At 63.9% G+C, this 22,827-nt stretch carries 23 protein-coding genes; 3 read left to right on the top strand and 20 right to left on the bottom strand.

Annotated elements, in window-relative coordinates:
* Window positions 1-168: 168 nt before the first annotated feature.
* The 3 genes from HMPREF2883_RS03660 to HMPREF2883_RS03650 all read left to right on the top strand — a co-directional run bounded on the left by HMPREF2883_RS03660 (window position 169) and on the right by HMPREF2883_RS03650 (window position 3,086).
* Window positions 169-831: a hypothetical protein gene (locus HMPREF2883_RS03660; protein ID WP_070659025.1), complete on the top strand. Its 663-nt coding sequence runs from the start codon at window positions 169-171 to the stop codon at window positions 829-831.
* A gap of 94 nt (window positions 832-925) precedes the next feature.
* Window positions 926-1,339 carry a V-type ATPase 116kDa subunit family protein gene (locus HMPREF2883_RS03655; protein WP_141759018.1) on the top strand — a complete coding sequence of 138 codons (414 nt, stop codon included), beginning with the start codon at window positions 926-928 and terminating at the stop codon, window positions 1,337-1,339.
* A 286-nt stretch (window positions 1,340-1,625) separates the two neighbouring features.
* Entirely contained in the window at window positions 1,626-3,086 is a 1,461-nt protein-coding gene (locus tag HMPREF2883_RS03650) for an ATP-dependent nuclease (protein ID WP_070659023.1), read from the top strand.
* Between the two features lie 470 nt (window positions 3,087-3,556).
* Here HMPREF2883_RS03650 and HMPREF2883_RS14630 read toward each other — a convergent pair whose 3' ends face one another.
* The 20 genes from HMPREF2883_RS14630 to HMPREF2883_RS03555 form a co-directional block, all read right to left on the bottom strand.
* The gene (locus tag HMPREF2883_RS14630) at window positions 3,557-3,901 is read right to left on the bottom strand and encodes a hypothetical protein (RefSeq protein WP_141759017.1); all 345 of its coding nucleotides are present in this window, start codon (window positions 3,899-3,901) and stop codon (window positions 3,557-3,559) included.
* Window positions 3,902-4,611: 710 nt separating this feature from the next.
* Entirely contained in the window at window positions 4,612-4,839 is a 228-nt protein-coding gene (locus tag HMPREF2883_RS15020; protein WP_070659022.1) for a helix-turn-helix domain-containing protein, read from the bottom strand.
* A gap of 275 nt (window positions 4,840-5,114) precedes the next feature.
* A complete protein-coding gene (gene pyk / locus HMPREF2883_RS03635; RefSeq protein ID WP_070659020.1) occupies window positions 5,115-6,545 on the bottom strand; it encodes a pyruvate kinase in 1,431 nt (476 codons plus the stop codon).
* Between the two features lie 122 nt (window positions 6,546-6,667).
* Window positions 6,668-7,666, bottom strand: coding sequence for a prolipoprotein diacylglyceryl transferase (gene lgt, locus HMPREF2883_RS03630; protein WP_081381297.1), 999 nt, complete (start codon window positions 7,664-7,666; stop codon window positions 6,668-6,670).
* A 36-nt stretch (window positions 7,667-7,702) separates the two neighbouring features.
* Window positions 7,703-8,527 carry an indole-3-glycerol phosphate synthase TrpC gene (locus HMPREF2883_RS03625; RefSeq protein ID WP_070659018.1) on the bottom strand — a complete coding sequence of 275 codons (825 nt, stop codon included), beginning with the start codon at window positions 8,525-8,527 and terminating at the stop codon, window positions 7,703-7,705.
* Between the two features lie 115 nt (window positions 8,528-8,642).
* Entirely contained in the window at window positions 8,643-9,005 is a 363-nt protein-coding gene (hisI, locus tag HMPREF2883_RS03620; RefSeq protein WP_176747136.1) for a phosphoribosyl-AMP cyclohydrolase, read from the bottom strand.
* Between the two features lie 27 nt (window positions 9,006-9,032).
* Window positions 9,033-9,422 carry a DUF2752 domain-containing protein gene (locus HMPREF2883_RS03615; protein WP_070659038.1) on the bottom strand — a complete coding sequence of 130 codons (390 nt, stop codon included), beginning with the start codon at window positions 9,420-9,422 and terminating at the stop codon, window positions 9,033-9,035.
* A 98-nt stretch (window positions 9,423-9,520) separates the two neighbouring features.
* On the bottom strand, window positions 9,521-10,114 hold the full coding sequence (locus HMPREF2883_RS03610) for a DUF4190 domain-containing protein (protein ID WP_256277312.1): 594 nt from the start codon (window positions 10,112-10,114) through the stop codon (window positions 9,521-9,523).
* 190 nt (window positions 10,115-10,304) lie between these two features.
* The gene (locus HMPREF2883_RS03605) at window positions 10,305-10,640 is read right to left on the bottom strand and encodes a DUF4190 domain-containing protein (protein WP_176747135.1); all 336 of its coding nucleotides are present in this window, start codon (window positions 10,638-10,640) and stop codon (window positions 10,305-10,307) included.
* A gap of 139 nt (window positions 10,641-10,779) precedes the next feature.
* The gene (locus tag HMPREF2883_RS13955) at window positions 10,780-11,085 is read right to left on the bottom strand and encodes a DUF4190 domain-containing protein (protein WP_081381298.1); all 306 of its coding nucleotides are present in this window, start codon (window positions 11,083-11,085) and stop codon (window positions 10,780-10,782) included.
* An 87-nt stretch (window positions 11,086-11,172) separates the two neighbouring features.
* On the bottom strand, window positions 11,173-11,943 hold the full coding sequence (gene hisF, locus HMPREF2883_RS03600) for an imidazole glycerol phosphate synthase subunit HisF (protein ID WP_070659016.1): 771 nt from the start codon (window positions 11,941-11,943) through the stop codon (window positions 11,173-11,175).
* Window positions 11,940-13,037, bottom strand: coding sequence for a hypothetical protein (locus tag HMPREF2883_RS03595; RefSeq protein ID WP_256277311.1), 1,098 nt, complete (start codon window positions 13,035-13,037; stop codon window positions 11,940-11,942). Before HMPREF2883_RS03595 ends, hisF begins: the two co-directional genes overlap by 4 nt.
* Before the next feature lie 404 nt (window positions 13,038-13,441).
* Complete coding sequence (pafA, locus tag HMPREF2883_RS03590; RefSeq protein ID WP_070659015.1) at window positions 13,442-14,887, bottom strand: Pup--protein ligase; 1,446 nt, start codon at window positions 14,885-14,887, stop codon at window positions 13,442-13,444.
* Window positions 14,884-15,099, bottom strand: coding sequence for a ubiquitin-like protein Pup (locus HMPREF2883_RS13950; protein ID WP_075370963.1), 216 nt, complete (start codon window positions 15,097-15,099; stop codon window positions 14,884-14,886). Before HMPREF2883_RS13950 ends, pafA begins: the two co-directional genes overlap by 4 nt.
* Window positions 15,100-15,158: 59 nt before the next feature.
* Window positions 15,159-16,799: a depupylase/deamidase Dop gene (gene dop, locus HMPREF2883_RS03580; RefSeq protein ID WP_070659014.1), complete on the bottom strand. Its 1,641-nt coding sequence runs from the start codon at window positions 16,797-16,799 to the stop codon at window positions 15,159-15,161.
* Window positions 16,796-18,499: a proteasome ATPase gene (gene arc / locus HMPREF2883_RS03575; RefSeq protein ID WP_070659013.1), complete on the bottom strand. Its 1,704-nt coding sequence runs from the start codon at window positions 18,497-18,499 to the stop codon at window positions 16,796-16,798. The genes dop and arc overlap by 4 nt, the downstream gene beginning before the upstream one ends.
* The gene (locus tag HMPREF2883_RS03570) at window positions 18,492-19,583 is read right to left on the bottom strand and encodes a tRNA (adenine-N1)-methyltransferase (protein ID WP_070659012.1); all 1,092 of its coding nucleotides are present in this window, start codon (window positions 19,581-19,583) and stop codon (window positions 18,492-18,494) included. The genes arc and HMPREF2883_RS03570 overlap by 8 nt, the downstream gene beginning before the upstream one ends.
* 30 nt (window positions 19,584-19,613) lie before the next feature.
* On the bottom strand, window positions 19,614-20,408 hold the full coding sequence (locus HMPREF2883_RS03565; protein WP_070659011.1) for a family 1 encapsulin nanocompartment shell protein: 795 nt from the start codon (window positions 20,406-20,408) through the stop codon (window positions 19,614-19,616).
* The gene (locus HMPREF2883_RS03560) at window positions 20,405-21,544 is read right to left on the bottom strand and encodes a Dyp-type peroxidase (RefSeq protein ID WP_070659010.1); all 1,140 of its coding nucleotides are present in this window, start codon (window positions 21,542-21,544) and stop codon (window positions 20,405-20,407) included. The genes HMPREF2883_RS03565 and HMPREF2883_RS03560 overlap by 4 nt, the downstream gene beginning before the upstream one ends.
* Before the next feature lie 350 nt (window positions 21,545-21,894).
* Window positions 21,895-22,797, bottom strand: coding sequence for a class I SAM-dependent methyltransferase (locus HMPREF2883_RS03555; protein ID WP_070659009.1), 903 nt, complete (start codon window positions 22,795-22,797; stop codon window positions 21,895-21,897).
* Between the last annotated feature and the right edge of the window lie 30 nt (window positions 22,798-22,827).

Genomic DNA, 22,827 nt, shown 5'->3' with positions numbered 1-22,827 from the left:
TCCGCATCGCCCACGCCCTCGACACCGACGCCGGTGGGCTGGTGAGCGGGTTGGAGGTGTAGGAGAAGAGGAGGACGTCACTGGCTACGATGCCGCCATGAGCCAACGTGCACCCCTCCCCCAGGGTCATCCCACCGACACCGATCTGGCGCGGCGCACCAGACGATCATGAGCGTTGCGACTTTCAGCGTCGATACTGCCGTCGGCATCGTTACCGCGCTGACTGGCCTGATCGCTGCCGCTGTGGCCGCAACACAGTTGTCCTACCGCCACCGGATGATGCGCACCGCCACTTGGGCACAGGAGCAGGTCCCTTCAGCCACCGGTGAGCGCAAGCAGCACCTAGAAAACATGCAGCGCTGGGCGCAGTCCGAGGTGGTGGCAGCGACGATGATTCCGGCCTGGAAGTATGTTGAAGCGATTGTTGCTGCAACGGTCACCGTGGTGGGTCCCGTTCTCCGAGAGCAACCCTTAGTGCCGTTCCTACTCACTATGTTCGGGCTCCAGATGTTGGAGTATCGGCGCGTTATCCTCCTATATCTCGAGCGCCGTCGCTGCGCAGCCGACTACTACGGGGATCAGCCAGTGCAGCCTGCACGTATCGGATTCCTAATTCCACTCAACAAGCAGACGTGCAAGACTTTCATTCCAGCTAGTCTTGCCGCTCTCGCGGTGACGATAACGTCATTTGCGTTAGCGAAGTTCGTTCACCACAGTGGGAATAGCGCATTTATGTGCGCCATTATTATAGATGTTGTGGCACTCAACTGTATTGGAGATGTCCGCCGCTCCGCCATTCATCCTTTTCTCGAGCACTTGAAGACATACTAGTTGTATCGACGATGCACCGTTGACAGACCGAACTCTTTCTATCCATCATGATGTCGTGGTTTACACTCGAACACCAACATGCTTAAATAGAAGTATGACTGAAAAGGACTTTCAACGTATACAAGAATTATTAACCACGAGTCTCAACGCCACAGAGGCACGGAATGCTGAACGCTTCGACAAGATCGACAAGCGCTTAGACGGTATGGAGAGACGGCTCGACAAGCTAGAGCATGAGATAAAAGACGTGCGCAGCAGCATGGAGGAAGGTTTCGACGCCATCGGTGCTCAGTTTAATGAGATTGACAATCGGTTTGCAGAACTGGATGAGAAGATCGATCGCAATCATCAGGAAGTAACCGAGCGGATCGACGCACTCAGTAAAGACATCGAGTCTCAGCACCAAGACGCCCTCGAGGCGAAAGGCGCACTACGGCTGCTCACCACGCAGCATGAGGACCTCGCCGGCCGGGTAGCGGTTGTTGAGAGTAGGTTGCAGGCGGCATAACGGGACCTTCGTTTTCACAGAGCGATTTTGAGCCCCAATGAGTTGATTGTTATTAAGAGGCATGCAACTCCAGCCCAACACCGATCAGTCTAGGATGCCTACCACTTAAGGTGCCACATCCAGATCGACAAGCGGCTTGAGAGGTCCGCGCCCCGCTGCCGTTACCAAACCGCAACGGCGTAGGCTCACTCACCATCCTCACGACAAGCTATCGTGAAAGCGCCCCACTCGGGCACGATGTCGCAATGGCTGCGACAGGCACACCATGAGGAATCAGGAATCCATCATGTACTTCAAGTCCCTAACTATCACCAACTTCAAGTCTTTCGAGGGCGAACAGAAGATCACCTTTTCCAAAGGGATCAACTATATCGTTGGTGACAATAACTGCGGAAAGTCTACAATAGTTCACGCACTGCGCTACCTCATTGAGAACGTCGGCGAGCAGTCAAGTTTACAGAACAAGTCGACCACTGAAGACCTGTCAGTGGAAGCAATTTTCGCCGGCCAAGACTTAATCAATATCGTTCAGTCAGAAAAGTACAAAAAACTCGCAAAGTACTTAAACAATAACCACGAAGAGCCCTATTTTAGAGTCCGTCGGTCACCGAAAGTAGAGACAATCACACAAGGCCGCAAAACAGCGGCACTTGACGGAAAGAAGATTACTTTCTGGAATCCTGAGACGCAGCAGTTCGAGAACCCAACCGGCATCGACGCACTTTTCAGGTCGTTAGTCGACCTCGTGCCGGTGCTTGCCGACACCACCACCTCCGAAGTCGTCGATCTTGGTACAACAAAACCACTCGGTAAACTCATCGCGGCCGTCTCGCAAAAATTCCAAGAGACCGACAGGTGGACGGCGTTTCAGAAGGCTCATACAGAGGCATTCTCCGATGGCGAGGAATCGCTCTCGTCTCTGACCGAAGATGTCACCAGCCAAGTTGAAATCCTTTTACAGGCGCAATACGGCGCGGCCAAAGTCCGGCTCGACTTCGATCTTCCTGATGCTACGACCTTCATCAAGGGTGGCCAGCTACTCGTCACGGATGGCAACTACGAGACCCCGCTGTGCGACAAAGGTACCGGGATGCAGCGCGCCGTCACGTTGGCACTGATTCAGGTGTACTCGAATATGCAGCACAAAACGAAGGAGCTTGCGCCCCTTACGCTCCTCCTGGACGAGCCCGAAACCTGGCTCCACCCTCGTGCGCAGATTCAGCTCGGAAAAGCGCTGGCAAAAATCTCGGAAAACGAGCAACTATTCCTCATCACGCACTCGCCGTACATGCTGCGCTCATACCGCCCAGCACAGCACAAACTGCTCATCCTTTCGCGCGAAGATGGCGGGCCATCGATTCGGTACTCGGAAGAACTCGGACTCGTTGCCAGCCAAAAGCCTTCTCTAGGCGAGATCACCTACTTTGCATTTGGAATTTCTTCGCCTGAATTCCATGATGAGTTGTGGGGTGAGATACAGGTGATTACGAAACGTAAGAGTGAGTGGAGTCTTAACGTCTGCCTACACGATACGCACAAGCTGCCATACGACAAAGAATGGAAACGCGATGACCGGCCGAACGATGGCCCAGAGGGAGCCACACTTCCATACTTCATTCGGAACTCTATACACCATCCAGAGAACAGACTCAACGCTCCATACACGGACGACGAGTTGGAAGAGTCAACCGAGAGTCTCATCGCAGTACTGAAGGCGCTACAGGGCACGCAAGTTAGCAACCCGTAAAAAAGGCTCGGCCACTCACATCAAACACCGTTGCCTACCAGAAGGCTGTCGGTCGTGCACCTGTGGAATGTGCCAGGGATTCTCCGCACCTTCCACAGGTGGCACGCCTGCGCCATCAGTTCGCAACGGTTCGCATCCGTGTTGATACTGAAGAAGCTGGGCACCGTGTTCTCGATGCACAGCCACCACTCAGCTGGACGCCCGACGGAACATCACGGATGTCGCGGCTGAGCGGCACAACGCCGCTGACAGAACATATTAACTGCTCAATATGTTGCGTAAGCTCACTACATGCAGAAGCCCGGCCTACTGACCTCACCATCTTGCAACACACTCCCACTCTGAGAGTTAGGCACGATATTCATCTGCGTGTCACTGGCGCCCTTCACTACCCTCCGCTGCCGCAGCGCTCCGATAGTTCCCCTCCCCCTCTGATATCAAGTTGCAAGATGTATTCCAGACGAGTTGCATCACTCTAGATTACTGGCACGGTGATTCAAGATTGCCGACGCTGCATCTCGCGCGCCCACATCTATGATTGTGAAGTATGAGTATACGGTTGAAATTGAAGTTAGCGCTAATAATAAGGCGATATATTGTAGGTTGAAGATGCCACCAGAAACGATCCATACGCCGACCAACGAGAATGCACCTATAATAGCAAAGGCACCTCTGAGCCTGAGATCTTGACTTGCCTTGATCGACGCAGAGATTGCAAGCATTCTTTCTGATTCACCACTAATCTCTGGATACCCGTAGTCTTTGAGTATTTTGTTTGTCTGGCGGATTATTCGTGGAACGTCCAAGCTTGACATATTCCCACTGTATGGCAATTAACAACGATAGGTGCTGTATTTTGTGCGTGACTCACATCTCATATAACAAGGGCAAGATAGTTCACTGTTTTACATTTGAAGACGGTACTCACGACTCTCAGAATCATCACACGACGAAGTTCTAAAGCATTGTCTTTAGGAATATAACGTAATCGTGCGCTCGCCGAAGTGGTAACCGCACGTCAAGTATTAGCTCGATTCAGATACGATCGCAAACAGCAAAGATATGCGGATGCTGCCCCATCGGTTCTATTGCGTAACGAAGGGTGACAGCTACTTGTGCATGCAGGTCAAACAAGACAAGCGCACCAGCCGCAAGGACTTCATGTCAGTCTTTGATAGGAAACCGCGTTAAAGCTCACCAAATAAAAATCTCCCGCTGTGTGGCTTAGAAACCACCCGCCGGAGATTCTGGTGACACGGTGTTGGCCTGTGTCTACTTACGATTATATGCTTTTCTTTGGTGATGTCAATAGTAATTTCCGGAATCACGTCGAATACTGATCACCGCTGGCAGGGTACGCAGACGGATCTTGTGGTGTATTCGTGCTCGTTCCGACCTCACCTTCTACGAGAATCAGAACTGCTAGCAACGCTAAAGTACTTGCCGGGCCCAACCTGCAGCGGCAACGAGAGAAGACGCGTAGTGGCGTTCTGACTCTGTCTGTCTTCACTCCCCTAGCCATTAGTCAGGCCTGTGTCGCCGCCAGATGCTTGCTCACCGTATCCCGTCCGAAGCCAAGCTCCAGGCCGATCTCGATGTATGTACGGCCCTGGGCGTGGAGCTGCTGTGCACGTTGGAGATCATCGCTGGTGAAGCGTCGCTTGCGGCGGAGTGGTTGCTTGGCCTGGCGGCAGACAGCCTTCACCGTGGAAGTGGATGTGCCGACCTGCCGAGCGATCGCGCGGGCAGACATGCCGGTGGGCTCCAGATCGAGTATCTGCTGCTTCTTCGCCGCGCTGATCGGACGGCAGGCCGTGTTGCGGATGCCGCGGGCCGTCGTGGTCTCGTTCCTCTCCTCGGTAGACGCTACGCTAGCCGTGCTCGACTCCGGAGCAACCTCACCCTCGATGAGACGCTTGCGGAAGGCGAGCAGGGGTAGCCAGTTGTTCGGATTGATGCTGCCCAGGTGTACTCATGACTGAAGGGGGCTCCCACCATCTGGTGAGAGCCCCCTTCAGTTCACGGTGCTCAGACCTTGTAGTCACCCGTCTCGCCGACGGTGTGGACACGGATCGAGTTGGTCGAGCCGGGCGTGCCCGGAGGCATGCCGGCGACGATGACGACGGTATCCCCGGGCTGGGCCAGGTGCTTGTCCTGAAGGATCTCATCGACCTGGGCCACCATCTCGTCAGTGTGCTGGACCTCGGGCACCTCGTAGCACTGCACGCCCCAGGAGACGGCGAGCTGGTTGCGCGTCTCGTGCAGCGGGGTGAAGGCCAGCAGCGGAAGCGGGGAGCGCAGACGAGACAGGCGTCGGGCGGTGTCACCGGACTGGGTGAAGGTCACCAGGTAGGTGACATCGAGATGCTCGCCCATCTCCGCGGCGGCGCGGGTCAGGGCGCCACCGCGCGTCTGCGGGTAGGAGCCCAGGCTGGGGATGCGCTCCCCTCCGTGCTCCTCGACGTTCTCGATGATGCTGGCCATGGTGCGCACAGCCTCGATGGGGTAGGCGCCCACGGAGGTCTCACCGGAGAGCATGACGGCGTCGGCGCCGTCGAGAATCGCGTTGGCGCAGTCGGAGGCCTCGGCCCGCGTGGGCCGAGGGTTCTGGATCATGGACTCCAGGACCTGGGTGGCCACGATGACCGGTTTGGCCTGCCGGCGAGCCAGCTCAATGGCGCGCTTCTGCACCAGCGGGACGGCCTCCAGGGGCATCTCCACACCGAGGTCGCCACGGGCCACCATGATGCCGTCGAAGGTGGAGACGATGTCGAAGAGGTTCTCCACCGCCTGGGGCTTCTCGATCTTGGCGATGACCGGGAGGCGTACGCCGACCTCGTCCATGATCTCGTGGACGTCCTTGATGTCATCGGCGTCGCGCACGAAGGACAGGGCGATGAGGTCGGCACCGATCTTGAGTGCCCAGCGCAGGTCCTCGCGGTCCTTCTCGCTGAGGGCCGGCACGGAGACGGCGACACCGGGCAGGTTGATGCCCTTGTTGTTGGAGACGTAACCGGGCACCTCCACCTTGGTGACGACATCGGTGTCGGTAACGGCCACGACGCGCACCGCGACGTTGCCGTCGTCAATGAGGAGACGGTCACCGGGGCGGCAGTCGCCGGGAAGCCCCTTGAAGGTGGTGGAGGCGCGCTTGACAGTGCCCAGGACGTCATCGATGGTGATGGTGAACTCGTCGCCCTTGTTGAGCATGACCTTCTGGTCGTCCACGAACCGCCCCAAGCGGATCTTGGGGCCCTGGAGATCGACGAGGACGGCGATGGCGCGACCGGAAGCAGCTGCGGCCTCACGGATGCGGCCGATGACCTCCTCCTGGTCCTCGGCGCGGCCGTGGGAGCGGTTGATGCGCGCCACGTTCATGCCGGCGTCCACGAGCGCTTGCACCTGCTCGGGAGAATCAGTAGCGGGTCCGAGGGTACATACGATCTTGGCTCTACGCATGGGCTAAGAATACGGGACACCGGGCCCTGTGCACGAGGAGGAATCTCGTCACTTGTCAGGTTGCGACCATCCTCACCCGGTTGCCTTCCGGCGGCGTGGCGGGCGGGTCCCCGATTCGTTCCCTACGAATCTGCCCGGTCCGGGCGGGCCGACGCCGCAGCGGCGGGTTCTGCCGGTGAGGCGTCGTCAGGCGAGTCGTGCTCGGCGGAGTCGTCCTCCCGGCCCTGTAAGCGATCCTTCCTTGCCTCGCGCCCCGGCCTGTCAATGGCGTCGCTCAGGGGGCGCCGGGAGGTGAGGATCAGTCCGATGGCGCCGACGAGGAAGATAACGATGGAGGTCCACACGTTCAGTCTCAGGCCGAGGATCGTCTCCGCCTCGTCGATGCGCAGCATCTCGATCCACACGCGGCCGGCGGTGTAGATCATGAGGTAGATCCACAGCAGTCTCCCGCCCGTGACCCCGCTGCGGGCGAGCATCCTTCTGCCGATCCACACCAGGAGGACCGCCCCAGCCAGGTTCCACAGGGCCTCATAGAGGAAGGTCGGATGAAACAGGGTCCCCGGCGGGTAGGTGGAACCCGCCGGCAGGTGGGCGTCGTCGATCCGCAGTCCCCAGGGCAGCGTCGTCGGGGAGCCGTAGAGCTCCTGGTTGAACCAGTTGCCCAGTCGGCCGATCGCCTGAGCGACCAGCAGCGTCGGGGCGACGGCGTCGGCTAAGGGAGCCACCCGCAGGCCGCGATGACGCAGAAGGAGCACCCCGGCCAGGACCCCGCCGGCGATGCCTCCCCAGATTCCCAGGCCTCCCTGCCATGTCTGCGGGATACGGGCCAGGTCGCCGTTGGGGCCGAAGTAGTCGTCGGGCGAGGAGACCACGTGGTAGAGCCGGGCACCCACGATTCCAGCCGGCACGGCCACGATGGCGACGTCGAGGACCAGCTCCGGTCGGCCTCCCCGGGCCCGGTAGCGCCGATCCGACCACCACACGGCCACGAAGACCCCGGTGAGGATGCACAACGCGTAGGCCCTCACCGGGATGGGGCCGAGGTACCACACGGCCGAGGACGGGCTCGGTATGCCTGCGGTCGGCACGGCCGTGAACGGCATCGCCGGCATCGTTGGCATTGTTGGCATTATGGCGGAAAGGGTGGCGACAGGCACTCAGAGAACCTCTCGATGGGCGGAGGGGATCAGTGCCGGGTGGGCGCCGGCGGCGACCAGCTCGGCAACGAACTGCTGGGGGTCGGTGGAGCGGATGATGGCCTCACCGACGAGGACGACATCGGCGCCGCAGCGCGCCAAGCTCATGACATCGTGCGGACCTCTGACGCCTCCGGCAGCGATCCGCACGACCTGCGTCGGCAGAACGTCAGTGACCTGATCGAACAGGCTGCAGTCGACGACCAGGGTGTCGGGATCGCGGGTGTCGATGGCCACGATGCAGGCCCCTGCATCGACCGCGGTCAGCGCCTCGCGGCGGGTACGGACCTCGACGACGGCGCCCATCCCCAGGGAGTGGACCCTCTCGATGAGTCCTTCGAGCACCAGGGTCTCAAGGCGGGCGTCGAGCATGAGCAGATCGGCACCGTGAGCCCGGGCCTCGTGCACCTGGTAGGGCGTGACCACCAGGTCGTTGGCGAGGATGGGAAGATCCACGGAGGCCCTGACGGCGTCCAGATCCTTGAGGGAGCCTCGCGTGGTGCTCGGCCCGGTGACCACTGAGACGCAGGCGGCACCGCCTGCGGCGTAGAAGCAGGCCAGCATCCCCGGATCCCCAACGCCGCTGAGGTCCGCGAACGTGGCCGTGGAGCGCTTGACCTCAGCGATCACCGTGACCGCGCGATCATCGGTACGCAGGCTAGACAGGGCGTTGATGGCGCCGGGAACCAGGCGAGAGGCCTCTTTGAGGCGGGCCAGGGGAACCAGCGAAGCGCGACGGTCGGCGGCCGCCTTGGCCCCGGCCACCATCGCCTCGAACGAGGTCATCACACACCTCCCCGATGTCGCCTGCCGGCGCTCTGGAAGAGCGCCTGTTCGTATCCATCGTGACGGTCCGAGGCCGTCTGTTGCAAATCGCTAAACCGCGCTGCCCGAGGAGTGGTCAGTCGGGGCGCTCTCCTACGTACGCGCCCAGATCGCCGCCGGCCAGGAAGCAGGTGCGCTCGCCGGTGTGGCAGGCGGCTCCGACCTGATCGACCTCGATCAGGAGGGCGTCGCCGTCGCAGTCCAGATGAACGGACTTGACGTACTGGGCGTGTCCGGACGTGTCCCCCTTGCGCCAGTACTCACGGCGGGACCGCGACCAGAAGGTCACTCGCCCCTCTTCCAGGGTGCGCCGGAGCGCCTCATCGTCCATCCACCCCACCATGAGGACCTCACGTGAGTCGTACTGCTGGACGACGGCGCAGACCAGGCCGTCTGCGTTGCGCTTCAGACGCGCAGAGATCTGGGAATCGAGAGTCACAACCGCATTATGCACGCCAGGTGCTGCTCAGCCCGGAGGGCCGAGCAGCGGGCCGAGGTAGACCCACATGCCCGGCAGGTTGCGCACAACCGCAAAAACGGCCAGCGCCGCCCCGAGAAGGATGCCCTCCCTACCGGTGACGAGCGGTCGTCGCAGGCCTCGGGCGGATGCGAGCAACCAGCGCGCCACCAGAAGAACGACCACCGCCTCCAGCACGAGCGCAAAGGGGTTGTAGCCCATGGCGGCCCACAGGTCGCCGTGCATGAGCTCGCGAGTCGCCCTGGTGCCTCCGCACAGCGGGCACCACAGCCCTGTGGTGCGGTGAAGCGGGCAGAGGTCGGGAAGCCCTGGAGAGCTGCGGGGCAGAGTCAGTGCGCGAAGCACGATGAGGCCACCCGGCAGGGTGGACAGAACCATCAGAAGCCCCAGTCCGATCCGCCTTCCGGATCCCGCGCGCCCACCGGAGCGCTCGAGCTTCTTCGAGGCATTCGCGCAGCAGTCTTCAGACATACAGTTCATTGAAGCAACATCACCATGAGCAGAATAAGGGAGCCAGCACTGATGATAGTACCAATGGTGCCTGTCACCACTCCGGCTATCGACAGTCCCTTGTTCGAAGCACGCCCCTCATTGGCGGCACCCACGCCCAGCACTCCGACGACGATCGCCGGTATGCCCAAGATCAGGCCGAAAGATAAGCAGTTCGCAAAGATACTCGCGATACCGAGCCCGAGCGCCCACCCACCGAGGGCGTTGGCCTCATGCCGACGCGGATCGTAAGGTGCCCCCCAGTACGCACCTTGACCATATGGCGGATACGGGCCATAAGAAGGAGACGGATAGGGGTACTGCTGACTGTAGGGCTCCCCGTAGGTCTGATTGTAGGGCTGCTGGCCGAACCCTGAATAAGGGATCACCTGGCCTCCCGGTGCCGTCGGGAAGGGGAGCGACTGATCGCCAAGGTCGTTCGCGCTGTAGTAACCGTTCTGGGTCGACGACATGCCCGAAGCGGACTGGGAGGCAACATTGGAGTCAGAAGGATAGGGATAAGGAGAACCAGCAACTCCTCGACGATAAGGATCTGCTTGGTAAGGATTCAATTCACTCATTATTCCTCCCCTGGGGCGAAGCGCGGCACTCAGCCTACACGAGCACACATATCACACCCCTGGGAACGACCTCATCTCAACGGGGAGAACACCCCATCATTCTCGACGTTCACGCCACACAGTCCTTGCTCCGTTGTGCAGGCAATTGACGAAGTCCCTGCACAACGGAGCGGAGACGACAGACGAGGACCTAGGACTGGAATCCGCTCACGAGTCGTTCACTCAGACCAGTGGCGTAGAAGACGATCGCCAGCACAATAGAGAGAATACCCAAGGCGATACCCGCAATGGACATCCCCTTATTGGTGGCACGTCCCTCGTTCGCTGCTTGCATACCCAGAAAACCTACGATTATCGCAGGAATACCGGTGAAGATACCGCAGCAGACAAAACTGGCGATACCAAGACCAAGCGCCCACCCTCCCAACGAATTCTTCTCATCAGGGCGAGGACCGAATCCACCAGGGACATATCCTCCGGGCTGCGGATTGTACTGACCGCCGGGGTACGGGCCCATGTTACTCATAGCATCTCTCCGTGTAGATAGGGTTCAATGATGTTCAGTATGTTGCTGAAGTATAACAGGACTCACGCAGCACGCAAATCGAGCCGCCTGGGCGGCGCCACCTCAGCACAGCGCCGGTATCCGACCTGCCCCCCCTCTCTCACCTGAGTCCCATCCTCACAAGCAGATAAATCAGGGTGGCACAGAACCCGATAACCCCCAGGACAATTCCAGCGGTTCCTGCACCTCGATTAGTGGCCTCACCGCGATCTGCCGCCGCCTGGGCTTGCAGCCCTAAAACGATCGCGATGACCCCAAAAATGATTCCGCAGCAGAAAATACTCGCAATCCCCAGACCAAGAGACCAGTTCCCCAAGTAGTTCCTCTCACTGTCTGGGTTCCTCCAAGAATTCCCGCCACTTGGATAACTGTGATAACTGGGCTCGTTGTAATAGAAGTGGCTCACGCACTCTCCTCGGACTCAGCCACACAGGCACCTTCAGGAACGGGCAGTGCACCGGCACCTCACCCGCCGCTCAGTCTCCCACAGTTTTTAACGGACCGGGTGGTCTGCGTCTCGCAGGGCATTCTTGGCCTCAGCGATGGTCATCACTCCGTAGTGGAACACTGAGGCTGCCAGAACGGCGTCGGCACCGTGGTTGGCGGCTGTGACGAAGTCCTGTGGGCATCCGGCACCGCCGGAGGCGATGAGTGGCACCCGGACCCGTCGACGAACGGCGTCGATCATCTCGGTGTCGAATCCTTTGGTGACTCCGTCGGCGTCCATGGAGTTCAGGAGAATCTCACCGGCGCCGAGCTCTGCTCCTTGAACCGCCCAGGCGACTGCGTCGATGCCGGTGGAGGTCCGCCCTCCGTGCGTGGTGACCTCGAAGCCGGAGGCCGTTGAGACACCGGAGGGGCACCGACGCGCATCCACGGACAGGACGACCACCTGGTTGCCGAAACGCTGTGCTACCTGCGTCAACAGCTCGGGACGGTTGATGGCCGCGGTGTTGATACCGACTTTGTCCGCCCCGGCCCGCAGCAGCTGGTCCACGTCATCGACTGAGCGCACTCCCCCGCCGACGGTCAGTGGAACGAAGACCTGCTCGGCAGTACGGCGGACCACGTCCAACATGGTGGAACGTCCCTCGTGCGAGGCCGAGACGTCGAGGAAGGTGATCTCATCGGCCCCCTGAGCGCCGTAGCGGGAGGCCAGCTCCACAGGGTCTCCGGCGTCCTTGAGACCCTGGAAGTTGACGCCTTTGACGACGCGACCGTCCTTGACGTCCAGGCAGGGAATGATGCGGATGGCAACGCTCATGACTGGTCCTTGGATGTTGGGCCGGCGGAGGAGTCAGGGGCGGCGCTCGACTCACTGCTCGCACGAGCCCCGGATGCTTTGGGAGCCTGGGCGGGGTCCTTGGCCAGGACGTCGATCACGACGACGACTGGTTCCTTGCCCTGCGCCTGCTCAGCGGGCAATGAGAGGACCACCCGGGAGCCGACCGTGATATCAACCAGGTTCTGGGAGACTCCCACCAGCGCGTTGCTCATGTCGAGCTGCTTGGGCCGCTCCTGGTATCCGAAGGTTGATTTCTCCAGGGGCTGTCCCGTGGCCCAGCTGACCATCGTGGTCCGAGCGATCAGACGGTCCTGGGCACCGATCTGGGGACCGGTGCCCTTGATGAGGATCTCTGTGGACACTCGAGTCGGTGCAGGAAGTCCAGCGCTGCTGACGGTGATGGAGCCGTCCGGTCCCTCAGTCACGGTGGGGGTACCTGCCGCCGGCTGCCTCGCCTCCCCCGTTGCCGTGGTGGGCAGGAGGTCGACAACGGTGATCTTCGTCGTCCGGGAGCCGTTGTCCTCCTCGGCCGGTTCGCGCAGGACGACACGGGCGCCTTCGCGCTGGCCGGAGACCGCTGTGTTGATGTAGTTGCCCACGTCGGGGCCGAGCAGGCCCTGCCAGAGCTTGTACCCCGCTTCGTTACCCGTCGTGTTGCGCCCATTGAGACCGGAGAACTGCGAGACCTGCAGGATCACTGGCGTTCCCTCGGAGACAGCGCGCCCCTGCCCGGTCTGGACGACGTCGGTCAGTACCGAGCCGGGAGCTGACAGAGAGGCGTCGCCGTTCAGCTCGATGGAGGGCGCCACCCCCGATCCGACCCGTCCGCTGACCTTCAGCAGCTGACTGAGGGGGGCGTTGCCGTCCAGCACGGTCGACTGGGCCGCAGTGCTGGTGCCCGCACCGTTCCTTCCGGAGACGAGCTTGTTGACGGCCAGCGGCACCAGGATCATGGCAAGGACGACGACACCGATCAGGCCGACCGCAAGAGGACCCCTGGGCATGCGCCCCAGCGGGCCGCCCAGGGTACGTCGCCGCTGCGTCGGTTCCGGCTCCTGGGTTTCGGTGACCACCTCGTCGTGCCGGTGCCCAGGCTGATGAGGCAGATCGCGTCGATCAGCTCGTGCGGCCGGCATGTGCGCGCCGCGAGGATCATGGCTGCTACCCGGTATCTGAGGCTGTGGCTGAGGCTGTGGCTGAGGCTGTGGCTGCGGTTGCAGTTCAGTGCGCGGCGCCGGCGTGCCGGTTGCGGATCGGGTGCCGAGGGACGCAGTACCGGCGGGGCGAGTCTGAACAGCAGGATGGGACAGTGCCGGCAGGTCCTGGGTCGCCGCCTCCTGCTGGGCCTGCTGAGCACGTTCGAGCGCACGGCGCTGACGCCGTGTCAGGGGCATGCCCACTTCGGGATCCGGGGAGGAGGTAGTACTCATGTTGCGTCTTCCGTCTGTCGCCTTACCAGTGCCGTGAACCTCACTGTTCACACCCCGATGGGAAGGTCGGTTGCCGGGCGCTCCATACTCTCCAGGAGTGCATCGATGCGCTCGTCTACGGCACAGAAGGGATCACTCAGCGTAACAGGTGAGCAGACGCCGTCGTCGAGTCGAACCCCCACCCAGTCGACACTCACATCGCGGCGCAGGTCCTCAGCCCTGGCAACGACCGCGCCCCGTAGGCGCGCACGCGTGGTGGCCGGTGGGGTGTCCACCGCCCTCCGGCAAGTCTCTTCGTCAACGAATCGGCGCAGGAGCCCGGCACCTTCCAGCCGCTGTCGCAGTCCCCCACCGGCAGAGACGTCGTGGTAGGCCAGGGCCAAGCGCCTCACCCGGAAATCGGTCAGATCGGTATCGTGCCGCTGGCAGTAACGGGTCAGCAGCCGCTGCTTGACCGCCCAGTCCAGCTCCGTGTCCACGAGCTCGGACTGCTGCAGGCGCAGGGCCTGGAGTCCTCGTTCCCACAGATCCAGTGCGGCAGTGTGGAGAGCAGTGACCTCGATGTCCTGTGCGACGTGATCGCGGAGACGTCCCAGGTGCTCGGCCTGCATCTCCAACGGCGTGATGGTCCGCCCGTCGACTCGCTCCAGCAGCACCCCTCCACTCATGTCATGGCAGGTGTCGCGAATGGCCCTCATGGGATCGGCCAGGGCCAGGTCACCAAGGTCTCCCCCGTGCTCCAGGTAGTCCAGGAGCAGGTCCATGCCCGCCACCTTGAGCAGGGTGGAGCCCTGAGCGATGTTGGAGTCCCCGACGATGACATGCATGCGCCGGTAGCGCTCGGCATCGGCATGTGGTTCGTCCCGGGTGTTGATCAGCGGCCTGGCCCGGGTCGTGGCTGAGGAGACGGCATCCCACATCTGGTCGGCCCGCTGGGAGAAGACGTAGCCCCTGAGCCCGTCGCCCGCTGGACCGGTGTCCCCGTCGGCCGCGATATGGCCGGCGCCGACGAGGATCTGCCGGGTCACCAGGTGGGGTACGAGAGTGCGGGCATCGTTCCAGAAGTCTCCCCGACGACGCACGAGGTAGTTCTCATGGCACCCGAAGCCGTTGCCCTCGGCATCGCGGTTGTTCTTCAGCAGGTGGATCTGCCCGGCAACGCCCGTTGCGGCCAAGCGGGTGTTGGCCTGCTCGGCGAGATCGGCCATGACGAGCTCACCGGCGCGGTCCTGAGCGAGCACGTCCTCGAGGCGGTCGCACTCGGCGGTGGCGAACTCGGGGTGGGAGCCCACGTCCAGGTAGAGGCGAGCGCCCCCGCGAGTGAAGACGTTCGAGGAGCGAGAGCGCTGTACCACAGGTTCGAAGAGCTCACGAGCAGCGTGGTCGGCGTCCATGGGAGGAGGGCCGTCGGTGGTGGGGGCGCAGGTGATGCCGTACTCGGTCTCCACCCCGATGATGCGCCGCGCCAAAGGCCGTGAGCTGCTCATGCTCACTGGCCGCCCTTCTGAACGAAGCCCTGGACGAAGGCCGCGGCATTGGTCTCGATGACCGAGTCGATCTCATCGAGGATGCTGTCAACGTCACTGGCCTGCCCGGCCGACGCCGATGTCCCGGCGCCGATCGCCTGGTCAGAGTCCGCTGCGGTGGTCTCGACACCGCCGTGACGGACCTGCCCATGGGACTGACTGGCGTGCTGCGGCGTCATGTGCTGCTCCTTCACTCGTCCTGCCCAGCTGCGCACCGCTGGTGAGCGTGCTGTAAGGCTCAGTGTCTCTCAGGTTCCGCCCGGCGACCAATTTCCTCCAGGATGGTCGCCGTCTCATCGGGGCCGACGACCACGTCGTCGGGCAGGCGCAGACGCGCCAGCTCGGGGGCGCCCGGAACGTCGAGGAGGAGGCAGGTCCACGAGGCACCCACGATCTGCGGGTGGCGGCGGATGGCGGTTCCCCGGATGGCGGCACGTGTGCCCTCGGGTGGTGTGTCGGCCGCGCGCTGGATCTCTGCCTCGGAGGCCAACCGGTGGATCCTGCCGGCGGCGTCGAGCCTGTCGACGACGGATCGCCCCGGTCGTAGGTCGGCCCACTGGATGTCGAGAGCGGCCAGGCGGGGATCGTCCCAGCCGGTTCCCGACCTGCGGCGCAGTCCCTCACAGAGCTCGTACTTGGCGACCCACTCCACCATTTGGGCGGCCGGGCCGGATCCGTCGTGGCGCCACTGCTCCAGGGCGTCAAGGACCTGCCTCCACAGGGCCAGGGCGCGATGGGCCTGAGCGTTTTCCACACGTGTGACGGCTGGGCTGATGGCATCGAGGAAGGCGCGTTGAATCGCCAGGGCGGTCATGGACCCGGACTGGGTGCGCAGCTCGTGTGACAGGGAGGGGTCGTGGGAGAGCGCCCAGTGCTCCTCGACGGGGTCGCCGATGATGGTCAGGCGCCTGAGACGGGTCAGAGCCTCCGTGAACCGGTCGGAGCCCTCGGTGTACGCCTGCTCCAGGAACCACAGGAGCAGGTCGGTGGTGGCGATCTTGAGGTAGATGGGAACGTCGAAGCGGTTGGCGTCCCCGTTGATGACGTGAAGACGGCGCCAGCGGGCGTTGTCGGCGTGCGGCTCGTCGCGGGTGTTGATGATGGGGCGGTTGAAGGTGGTCTGCAGGCCGATCTCGGACTCGACGTAGTCGGCGCGCTGACTGATCTGGAATCCGGGGCGTTCACTGCGCTGTCCGATGCCGACCCGGCCGGAGCCTACGAGGACGGGCCTGGTGACGAGGAAAGGGGTGAGGACCTCGGCCAGCGCCTCGAAGGGCACGTCGCGCCGCACGAGGTAGTTCTCGTGGGAGCCGTAGGCCGCACCCTTGCCGTCCACATTGTTCTTGTACAGGACGATCTGCGCCGGCGCATCGGCGCTGCCTTCATCCAGGGCCGTCATGGCGCGCCGGGCGACCACCTCACCGGCACGATCCCAGATCAGGGCGTCGCGAGGGATGAGGACCTCGGGTGAGGAGTACTCGGGGTGGGCGTGATCCACGTAGAAGCGGGCGCCGTTGACCAGGACCGCCGTCGTGGCCCGGGGCAGGGCCGCCTCGGCGGCACTGGGGCGGGCGCGCGACCCCCAGGGAGCCGGCGGAACGTCACCTGACGGCGCCGGGCGTGCGGGGTCGTCGGTGAGCTGGCTGGGGTGGGCGGCGGAACGCCGAAGCCTGCCGCCACGCAGATCGGCCAGAGGATCCTCGCCCTCGTAGTCCCACCGCGCCGTGGGCACGCCGGCGCCGACGCTGTAGGCCTCCACCACCCGGGTGGACAGGACCACGGGGTTGGCGTAGGCGTCGCCCGGACGCAGGACCCCGAACTCGGTCTCCAGGCCGACGGGTCGCGTCACCGGGCCGGGCTGAAAGCCGACGTCGTTCATGTGCTCTCCTTGCCGAGTCTGCGCACGCTGAGGATCTGCGAGGCGCGGGTGCCGATGAGCCGAGCCCACCCCTCGGGGCTGGTGGCGCCAGTGATCTCCTCGTTCTGCCGCGCCTCGGTCTCGACGGCCAAGCAGAGCCTGGCTGCGCTCAGCCCGCCCGCTCCCCCGGCGAGCTCATCCTTGATGGAGGCGGTCTTGGCGCGCGAGACGATGGCGGCCAGCATGGCGCCACTGGTGAGGTCGGCCAGGTGAAGGACGCGGGTGGAGGTGCCGCCGGCCGCGTGGGCCTCGGTGATCTCCAGGACGGCGGTGGCGTCGTTGCGGGCGTAGAGGGCCTCGACGACGACGCGGCGCAAGGAGGCGGCGGTGGCCTCGTGGTCTCCCCCGTGGGCCGCGAGCTCGGCCGGGGCCAGGGGCAGGTCGGCGGTGAGGTGCCGGGCGAGGATCTCCTCGGCAGCGGCCGCATCGGGCCGGTTGATGCGGATCTTCACGTCCAGGCGCCCGGGGCGCAGGATGGCGGGGTCGATCATGTCCTCCCGGTTGGAGGCCCCGATGATGACGACGTTGCGCAGGGACTCCACGCCGTCGATCTCCGCCAGGACCTGGGGCACGATCATGGTCTCGACGTCGGAGGACACGCCGGTGCCACGGGTACGGAAGAGGGCCTCCATCTCGTCGAAGAAGATGACCACCGGCCGGTCCTCGGCAGCGGCCTTGCGGGCCTGGTCGAAGATGGCGCGGATCTGGCGCTCGGTCTCACCGACGAACTTGCTCAGCAGCTCAGGACCCTTGATGTTGAGGAACGCCGCCGAGCGCCCTGTGACGCCGCAGGCGCTGGGAGAGCCGGCCAGCGAGGTGGCCACGGCCTTGGCGATGAGGGTCTTGCCGCAGCCGGGCGGGCCGTAGAGCAGCAGCCCCTTGGGGGCGCGCAGGCCGTAGGTCCGGAAGAGCTCGGGGTGGGTGAAGGGCAGCTCGAGAGCATCGCGGATCTGCTCGATCTGCGGGCCCAGACCCCCGATGTCCGACCAGGAGACGTCGGGCGTCTCGGCGACGACCAGCTGCTCGACACTGGTGCGCTCAATGAGAGTCGTGGCGACGTCGGCGCGCAGGTCGGCGGCCAGGGTGTCGCCGGGCTTGAGCCCCTCGCCGGCCTCGGAGATGCGGCCAAGAGCCGAGGACAGGGTGAGGATCCGGGTGCCTCCTGCGCCGGTAGTCACCAGGACCCGGGCGTCATCGAGCCTCTCCTCCAGGGTGACGGCCTCACCGGTGCACGGCTCGGGGAGGGTGGCGACGACGAGCATCTGGTCGTTGACGGCCACGAGCCGCCCGACCTGCAGCTCGGTGTCATCGACGCCGGGGTGGACGTGCAGGAGCATCTGGCGGCCGGACAGGCTCACGGCGACCTCGCGGGGCCGGGCGGCATCGGCGGCATCGCCAGCGTCACCTACGGTGCCCCTTGTGCGGGGACGGCTGGTGAGCAGTCCTAGGGTGACCGGGGGGTGGGTGACGGCGTCGAGCTGTTGGCTGAGCTCGGTGATGCGCTCGCGGGCGGTGCCCAGAGCGGCCACCAGGCGCTCGTTCTTGGCCGCCAGGCTGACGGCCTGGGCGCGGGCCTCACGCAGCTGGTGGCTGGTGAAGTCCGCAGCAGGCATCCCCAGTGGCTGGGGTGTACCGGCGTCGGCGGCAGTCGTCTCAGACATGGTCAGTGCCGTCCTGGCTGTCATCTGCGCTCCCGCTGAGAACGGGTGTGGCGTCGGAGGGCTGCTTGGCCTGGCAGTCACGCAGAACGCGGCGGACCTTCTTGTCGGTGCTGGTGCGCTCCTTGACGTCGTCGGGCAGCCAGTAGCCGCCCTCGTCGTAGGCGCCGCGGGCGGGCGGGCGCTTGCGGGTCAGGGGCCGGGAGCCTGCGGCCAGGCGACGGGCGGTCAGCAGGAAGCCGGTGTGCGCCACCATGCGGTGGTCGGGGCGCACGGCGAGTCCGTCGACGTTCCAGGTGCGCACCATGGACTCCCAGGACTCGGGCTCGGTGAACAGGCCGCTGTGGCGCAGGGCCTCCACGGTGCGGGAGAGCTGGGTGACGGTGGCCACGTAGGCCAGGAAGAGTCCGCCCGGGGCCAGGGCTTGGGAAGCGGCCTCGACGTTCTCCCAGGGGGCGAGCATGTCCAGGACCACCCGGTCGATGCTGCCGGGTTCCACCCGGGCGGCGACGACGTCGGCGAAGTCCCCGGTGCGCAGCTCCCAGGCGGGATGGTGGCGGCCGAACCAGGCGTCGACGTTGGAGGCGGCGATCCGGGCGAAGTCCTCACGACGCTCGATGGACAGCAGGTGGCCGCCCTCCCCGATGGCGGAGAGCAGGTTCATGGTGAGGGCCCCCGAGCCGACGCCGGCCTCCAGGACGCGGGCGCCGGGGAAGATGTCGCCCAGGGCGATGACCTGACCGGAGTCCTTGGGGTAGACCACCTGCGCGCCGCGGGGCATGGACAGGACGTAGTCGGCCAGGAGCGGGCGCAGCAGGAGCAGCTCGTGGCCGGTGTCGGTCTCGATGACGCTGCCCTCGTCCATGCCGACGACGTCTCGGTGGTGGAAGGAGCCGCGCACGGACTGGAAGTAGCCGTGGGGGTCGAGCAGAAAGGTGTTCTTGCGGCCCTTGGTGTCGGTGACCTGGATGCGTTCGCCGTAGCGGAAGGGGCCACGGCGACCGGCCTGCCCCAGGATCTCCTGGGGAGCGGGGCGCTGGGAGGACTCCGTGGGTGAGTTCACCGTGTGCTCAGTCTGCTCGCTCATCAGGGCGAGTGTAGGACCCAGTGGGCGACCTCAGTGCGTCAGCACGACACTCGCCTCAGAGGTGTAAGGGAGGAAAGTGAGCGTCTCTTGGAGATAGAGCTCAATCGACTCGGCATCGTGTGAGAGATATCCGATGGAGAGGTCCTGACCGAGGTGCAGCTCGTAGTCGCCGCCCCGCGTGCTCAGCAGGACAGCGTCCTGAATGGCGGGAGCCCACAGGACCTCACCATCCAGGAGACGATCGATGTGCTTGCGGATGGGGTAACCGTCGTCAGTGGTCTCCGCGACGGCGGTCCACAGCTCGGCGGAGAGCAGGAGGGCGTAGGGGCCTTCGACTCCGGCGAGGCGGAGCTCCTTGAGGGCAGCAGCAACGGCGTCAGGAAGGTCCTTCGGCTGTGGGAGCGATACGGCAGGGTTGGAGCTTGAGGGAACCAGCCCCTCAATGCCCGCGCTCGCCAGCCCGTCGAAGACAATGCCGTCCTCGGCTCTGGCGATCTGAGCAACAGCGTCCTTCACGGGTTGCCAGTCGGAGTCCTGGGCTCCCCGGTCGACGGCGTCGACGGCCTCGCGACTGACCCGGAAGGGAACCCTCAGCTCGACGATCTGGCGGACCTGACGCTGGTGGGCCTGGACACCTTCGAAGGGGGTGTCCACGCGTACCTGGTGACCGGTGCGTACTGCCGCAAGGTCCTCTCCGTCGGGTCCGACCACGTCGACGACGCGTCGTCCAGCGATCCAGCGGATGAAGGTGCGTCGCGCCTCTTGGTCGATCTCACTCCAGGCGGCCTCGGAGATGGGGGCGAGCTGTCGATGCAGATTGTTCATACTCGGCCTTTCAGGTTTCCGATCCCAAGGGATCCGTCGGACGGTGCGGCAGTGGAACCCGCACCGTTGCTGTGGTCATCTGGTGTCTGGTCACGCGGCGCCTCAGACGATGCGTTGAGCCCTAGGTCCTTGGCGGCGCTCAGCTCAGTGGCAGGCTGGGTCGGGTCCTGCGGTCCGGCCTCAGGTCGGACAGAAGGCTTCGCGTACTGGTCGGCGTCGTCGAGGAAGGCGGCCGGCGGAGCGAAGAACAGGCATCCTGTCAGAGGCGTGGAGAAGTCGAGGATGCGGTCGTAGTTGCCCTCGGGCTCTCCCAGGAACATGCGCCGGAGCATGAGCTCGGTGACGCGTGGGTCTGCGGCGTAGCTCATGAAGAACGTGCCCTGCTCCCCGGAGGCCTCACCGAAGGCGAGATTGTCACGCACGATCTGGAGCTCGTTGCCGTCGGCGTCCTCAATGGTGTTCATGGTGACGTGGCTGTTGGTGGGCTGCTCGTCGTCAGGGAGCTGGGTGTCATCGAGCTTGGTGCGGCCGATGACGTGTTCCTGCTCCTCGACGTTCAATGAGTCCCAGGCGGTGAGGTTGTGGACGTACTTCTGCTCAATGATGTAGCTGCCGCCCGCCCAAGCACCCTCGTTGATGAGCGCGGCGGCAACGGCCGCCTGGCCCCGCGGGCTCTCAGTACCGTCGACGAAGCCCAGAGGGTCTCGATTATCGAGGTAGCGGAAGGCGTGAACCTCATCGTAGGTACTGACCGCAGAGCCCAGTCGGCGCATGATCTGGCGCGCCAGCTCGAAGCACATGTCGAGAGTTGAGGCGCGCAGGTGGAAGAACAGGTCTCCCGGCGTCGAGGGGGCACTGTGCTTTCCTCCCTGAAGTGCCTCGAAGTCGTGCAGATACTCAGGCCGAGGCACGTCGAAGAGACGGTCCCACATGCCTGCCCCAATACCGACGACGCAGCTGAGCATCGTCTCGGGGTAGCGGAAACCAACAGCCCGGGTCAGCCCGGACACATCGGTCAGCAGATCGATGACCGGGGACTCGCTCCCACTCCGTACGGTCACCGTGAGGAAGATCGATGCCTTGGCCGGCGAAGCCAGAATCTCTTGAGAGAGGTCCTGAGAGTTGACGTCGCTCATGGTTTCACCTTCAAAGATGACGCTGATACGGATGCCCAGAGGCACTTGATCCGATGCGAAGGTTATCATCCACAGCCCGTCCGGAACCGATGAGTGCCTGACAGATACCCAGCGTTTTCTCCTGCCAGCCACTGCCCCCTCGCAACATCCCGATATGGGACACGCCTCCTTCGTCACCATGATCGTGTGTCTGCGCAGATCACCGTCAGGCTTCCCGGCGACTTGGTCTCTTTTCTCGACGAGGCCGTCTCCGATGGACGGGTTTTGAGCCGCGCCGCGCTCGTGACTCAGGCACCTGAAAGAGAAATGCACCGGCAGGCAGCCGTCAACGGCGCGGGAGTCCTGGAGCGTCAAGGCATCTTCGATGAGCTCGACGAGCTGGTCATGGCCGGCCGGCGGGCGACAACGACCAGCTGGAGAGGCAGCATGTCGCGCATCGCCGGGTCGGTGAAGCGGTAGCCCTCCTCGCAGGGCCCCATGAGGTCGGGCCAGCGGCGCCAGGCACTCACACGGGTCTCGCTCACCTCCTCCAGGACGAGGCCCGCCCCCAGCAGCGCGGTAAGGATCTCCCCCACCGCGTGGTTCCACTGGTGGCTGCGGGTGTGGGCGATCGGCGCTGCGCCTTCGGGCGTCTCCACGTAGGAGCCTTCATTCTCCCAGGTCATGGGCTCGTGCCTCTGAAAGTAGGGCTCATGGAGGGTGAGCCCGTGGGAGGTGTCGTCTCCCACAGCCATGAAGGCGGGGTGGTCGTCACGCAGAATAAGGCGTCCGCCGGGGCGCAGCAGGCAGGCCACAACACGCGCCCAGGCGTCGATGTCAGGCAACCAGCACAGGACGCCCAGCGTGGTGTAGACCAGGTCGAAATCACCGGTCACAACCTCACGGGCCGCATAGACGTTGGCCTCGACCAGCTCGATGCGGGCCTCGGCCCGACGTGCCAGCTCCCGGGCCCGCTTCAACGAGCGCGGGGACATGTCGAGGCCGACGACGCGTCGCGCTCCCAGCCGGGCCAAGCTGATGGTATCGAGCCCCAGGTGGCACTGGAGATGGATGACGTCGAGGCCGCTTATGTCCCCCAGACGTCCCAGGTCATCGGTGACGTCTTTCGTGAGCGCTGTGGGCGAGGCGAGGAGCTCGGCGATGCCGTAGCCAGAGGCCTCGTGGAGGGCGGCGCGGTCGTCCCAGTTGGCGCGGTTGTCGGCGAAGTGGGAGCGGTGCGCGGCACTGGGGTCCAGCTGATTCGGCTCTATCATGACGTTAGCCTAGCCGGGCAGCTGATCGCT

The organism is Actinomyces sp. HMSC075C01, assembly GCF_001812965.1.
Taxonomy (GTDB): domain Bacteria; phylum Actinomycetota; class Actinomycetes; order Actinomycetales; family Actinomycetaceae; genus Actinomyces; species Actinomyces acetigenes.
The sequence above is the reverse complement of the archived record's forward strand: the minus strand, read 5'-3'. Positions and strand labels throughout refer to the sequence as shown.

Excerpts from the sequence above, each read along its gene's own strand:
- lgt (WP_081381297.1), bottom strand. The coding sequence starts at position 7,666 with ATGCCAACGATGCCGGCGATGCCGTTCACGGCCGTGCCGACCGCAGGC.
- HMPREF2883_RS03560 (WP_070659010.1), bottom strand. The coding sequence starts at position 21,544 with ATGAGCGACGTCAACTCTCAGGACCTCTCTCAAGAGATTCTGGCTTCG.
- HMPREF2883_RS03565 (WP_070659011.1), bottom strand. The coding sequence starts at position 20,408 with ATGAACAATCTGCATCGACAGCTCGCCCCCATCTCCGAGGCCGCCTGG.
- HMPREF2883_RS03610 (WP_256277312.1), bottom strand. The coding sequence starts at position 10,114 with ATGAGTGAATTGAATCCTTACCAAGCAGATCCTTATCGTCGAGGAGTT.
- HMPREF2883_RS03650 (WP_070659023.1), top strand. The coding sequence starts at position 1,626 with ATGTACTTCAAGTCCCTAACTATCACCAACTTCAAGTCTTTCGAGGGC.
- arc (WP_070659013.1), bottom strand. The coding sequence starts at position 18,499 with ATGTCTGAGACGACTGCCGCCGACGCCGGTACACCCCAGCCACTGGGG.
- pyk (WP_070659020.1), bottom strand. The coding sequence starts at position 6,545 with ATGCGTAGAGCCAAGATCGTATGTACCCTCGGACCCGCTACTGATTCT.
- HMPREF2883_RS13950 (WP_075370963.1), bottom strand. The coding sequence starts at position 15,099 with ATGACGCCGCAGCACGCCAGTCAGTCCCATGGGCAGGTCCGTCACGGC.
- HMPREF2883_RS03625 (WP_070659018.1), bottom strand. The coding sequence starts at position 8,527 with ATGACCTCGTTCGAGGCGATGGTGGCCGGGGCCAAGGCGGCCGCCGAC.
- HMPREF2883_RS03605 (WP_176747135.1), bottom strand. The coding sequence starts at position 10,640 with ATGAGTAACATGGGCCCGTACCCCGGCGGTCAGTACAATCCGCAGCCC.
- HMPREF2883_RS03655 (WP_141759018.1), top strand. The coding sequence starts at position 926 with ATGACTGAAAAGGACTTTCAACGTATACAAGAATTATTAACCACGAGT.
- HMPREF2883_RS03660 (WP_070659025.1), top strand. The coding sequence starts at position 169 with ATGAGCGTTGCGACTTTCAGCGTCGATACTGCCGTCGGCATCGTTACC.
- dop (WP_070659014.1), bottom strand. The coding sequence starts at position 16,799 with ATGAACGACGTCGGCTTTCAGCCCGGCCCGGTGACGCGACCCGTCGGC.
- hisF (WP_070659016.1), bottom strand. The coding sequence starts at position 11,943 with ATGAGCGTTGCCATCCGCATCATTCCCTGCCTGGACGTCAAGGACGGT.
- HMPREF2883_RS14630 (WP_141759017.1), bottom strand. The coding sequence starts at position 3,901 with ATGTCAAGCTTGGACGTTCCACGAATAATCCGCCAGACAAACAAAATA.
- HMPREF2883_RS15020 (WP_070659022.1), bottom strand. The coding sequence starts at position 4,839 with ATGTCTGCCCGCGCGATCGCTCGGCAGGTCGGCACATCCACTTCCACG.
- HMPREF2883_RS03615 (WP_070659038.1), bottom strand. The coding sequence starts at position 9,422 with ATGGTTCTGTCCACCCTGCCGGGTGGCCTCATCGTGCTTCGCGCACTG.
- HMPREF2883_RS03570 (WP_070659012.1), bottom strand. The coding sequence starts at position 19,583 with ATGAGCGAGCAGACTGAGCACACGGTGAACTCACCCACGGAGTCCTCC.
- HMPREF2883_RS03555 (WP_070659009.1), bottom strand. The coding sequence starts at position 22,797 with ATGATAGAGCCGAATCAGCTGGACCCCAGTGCCGCGCACCGCTCCCAC.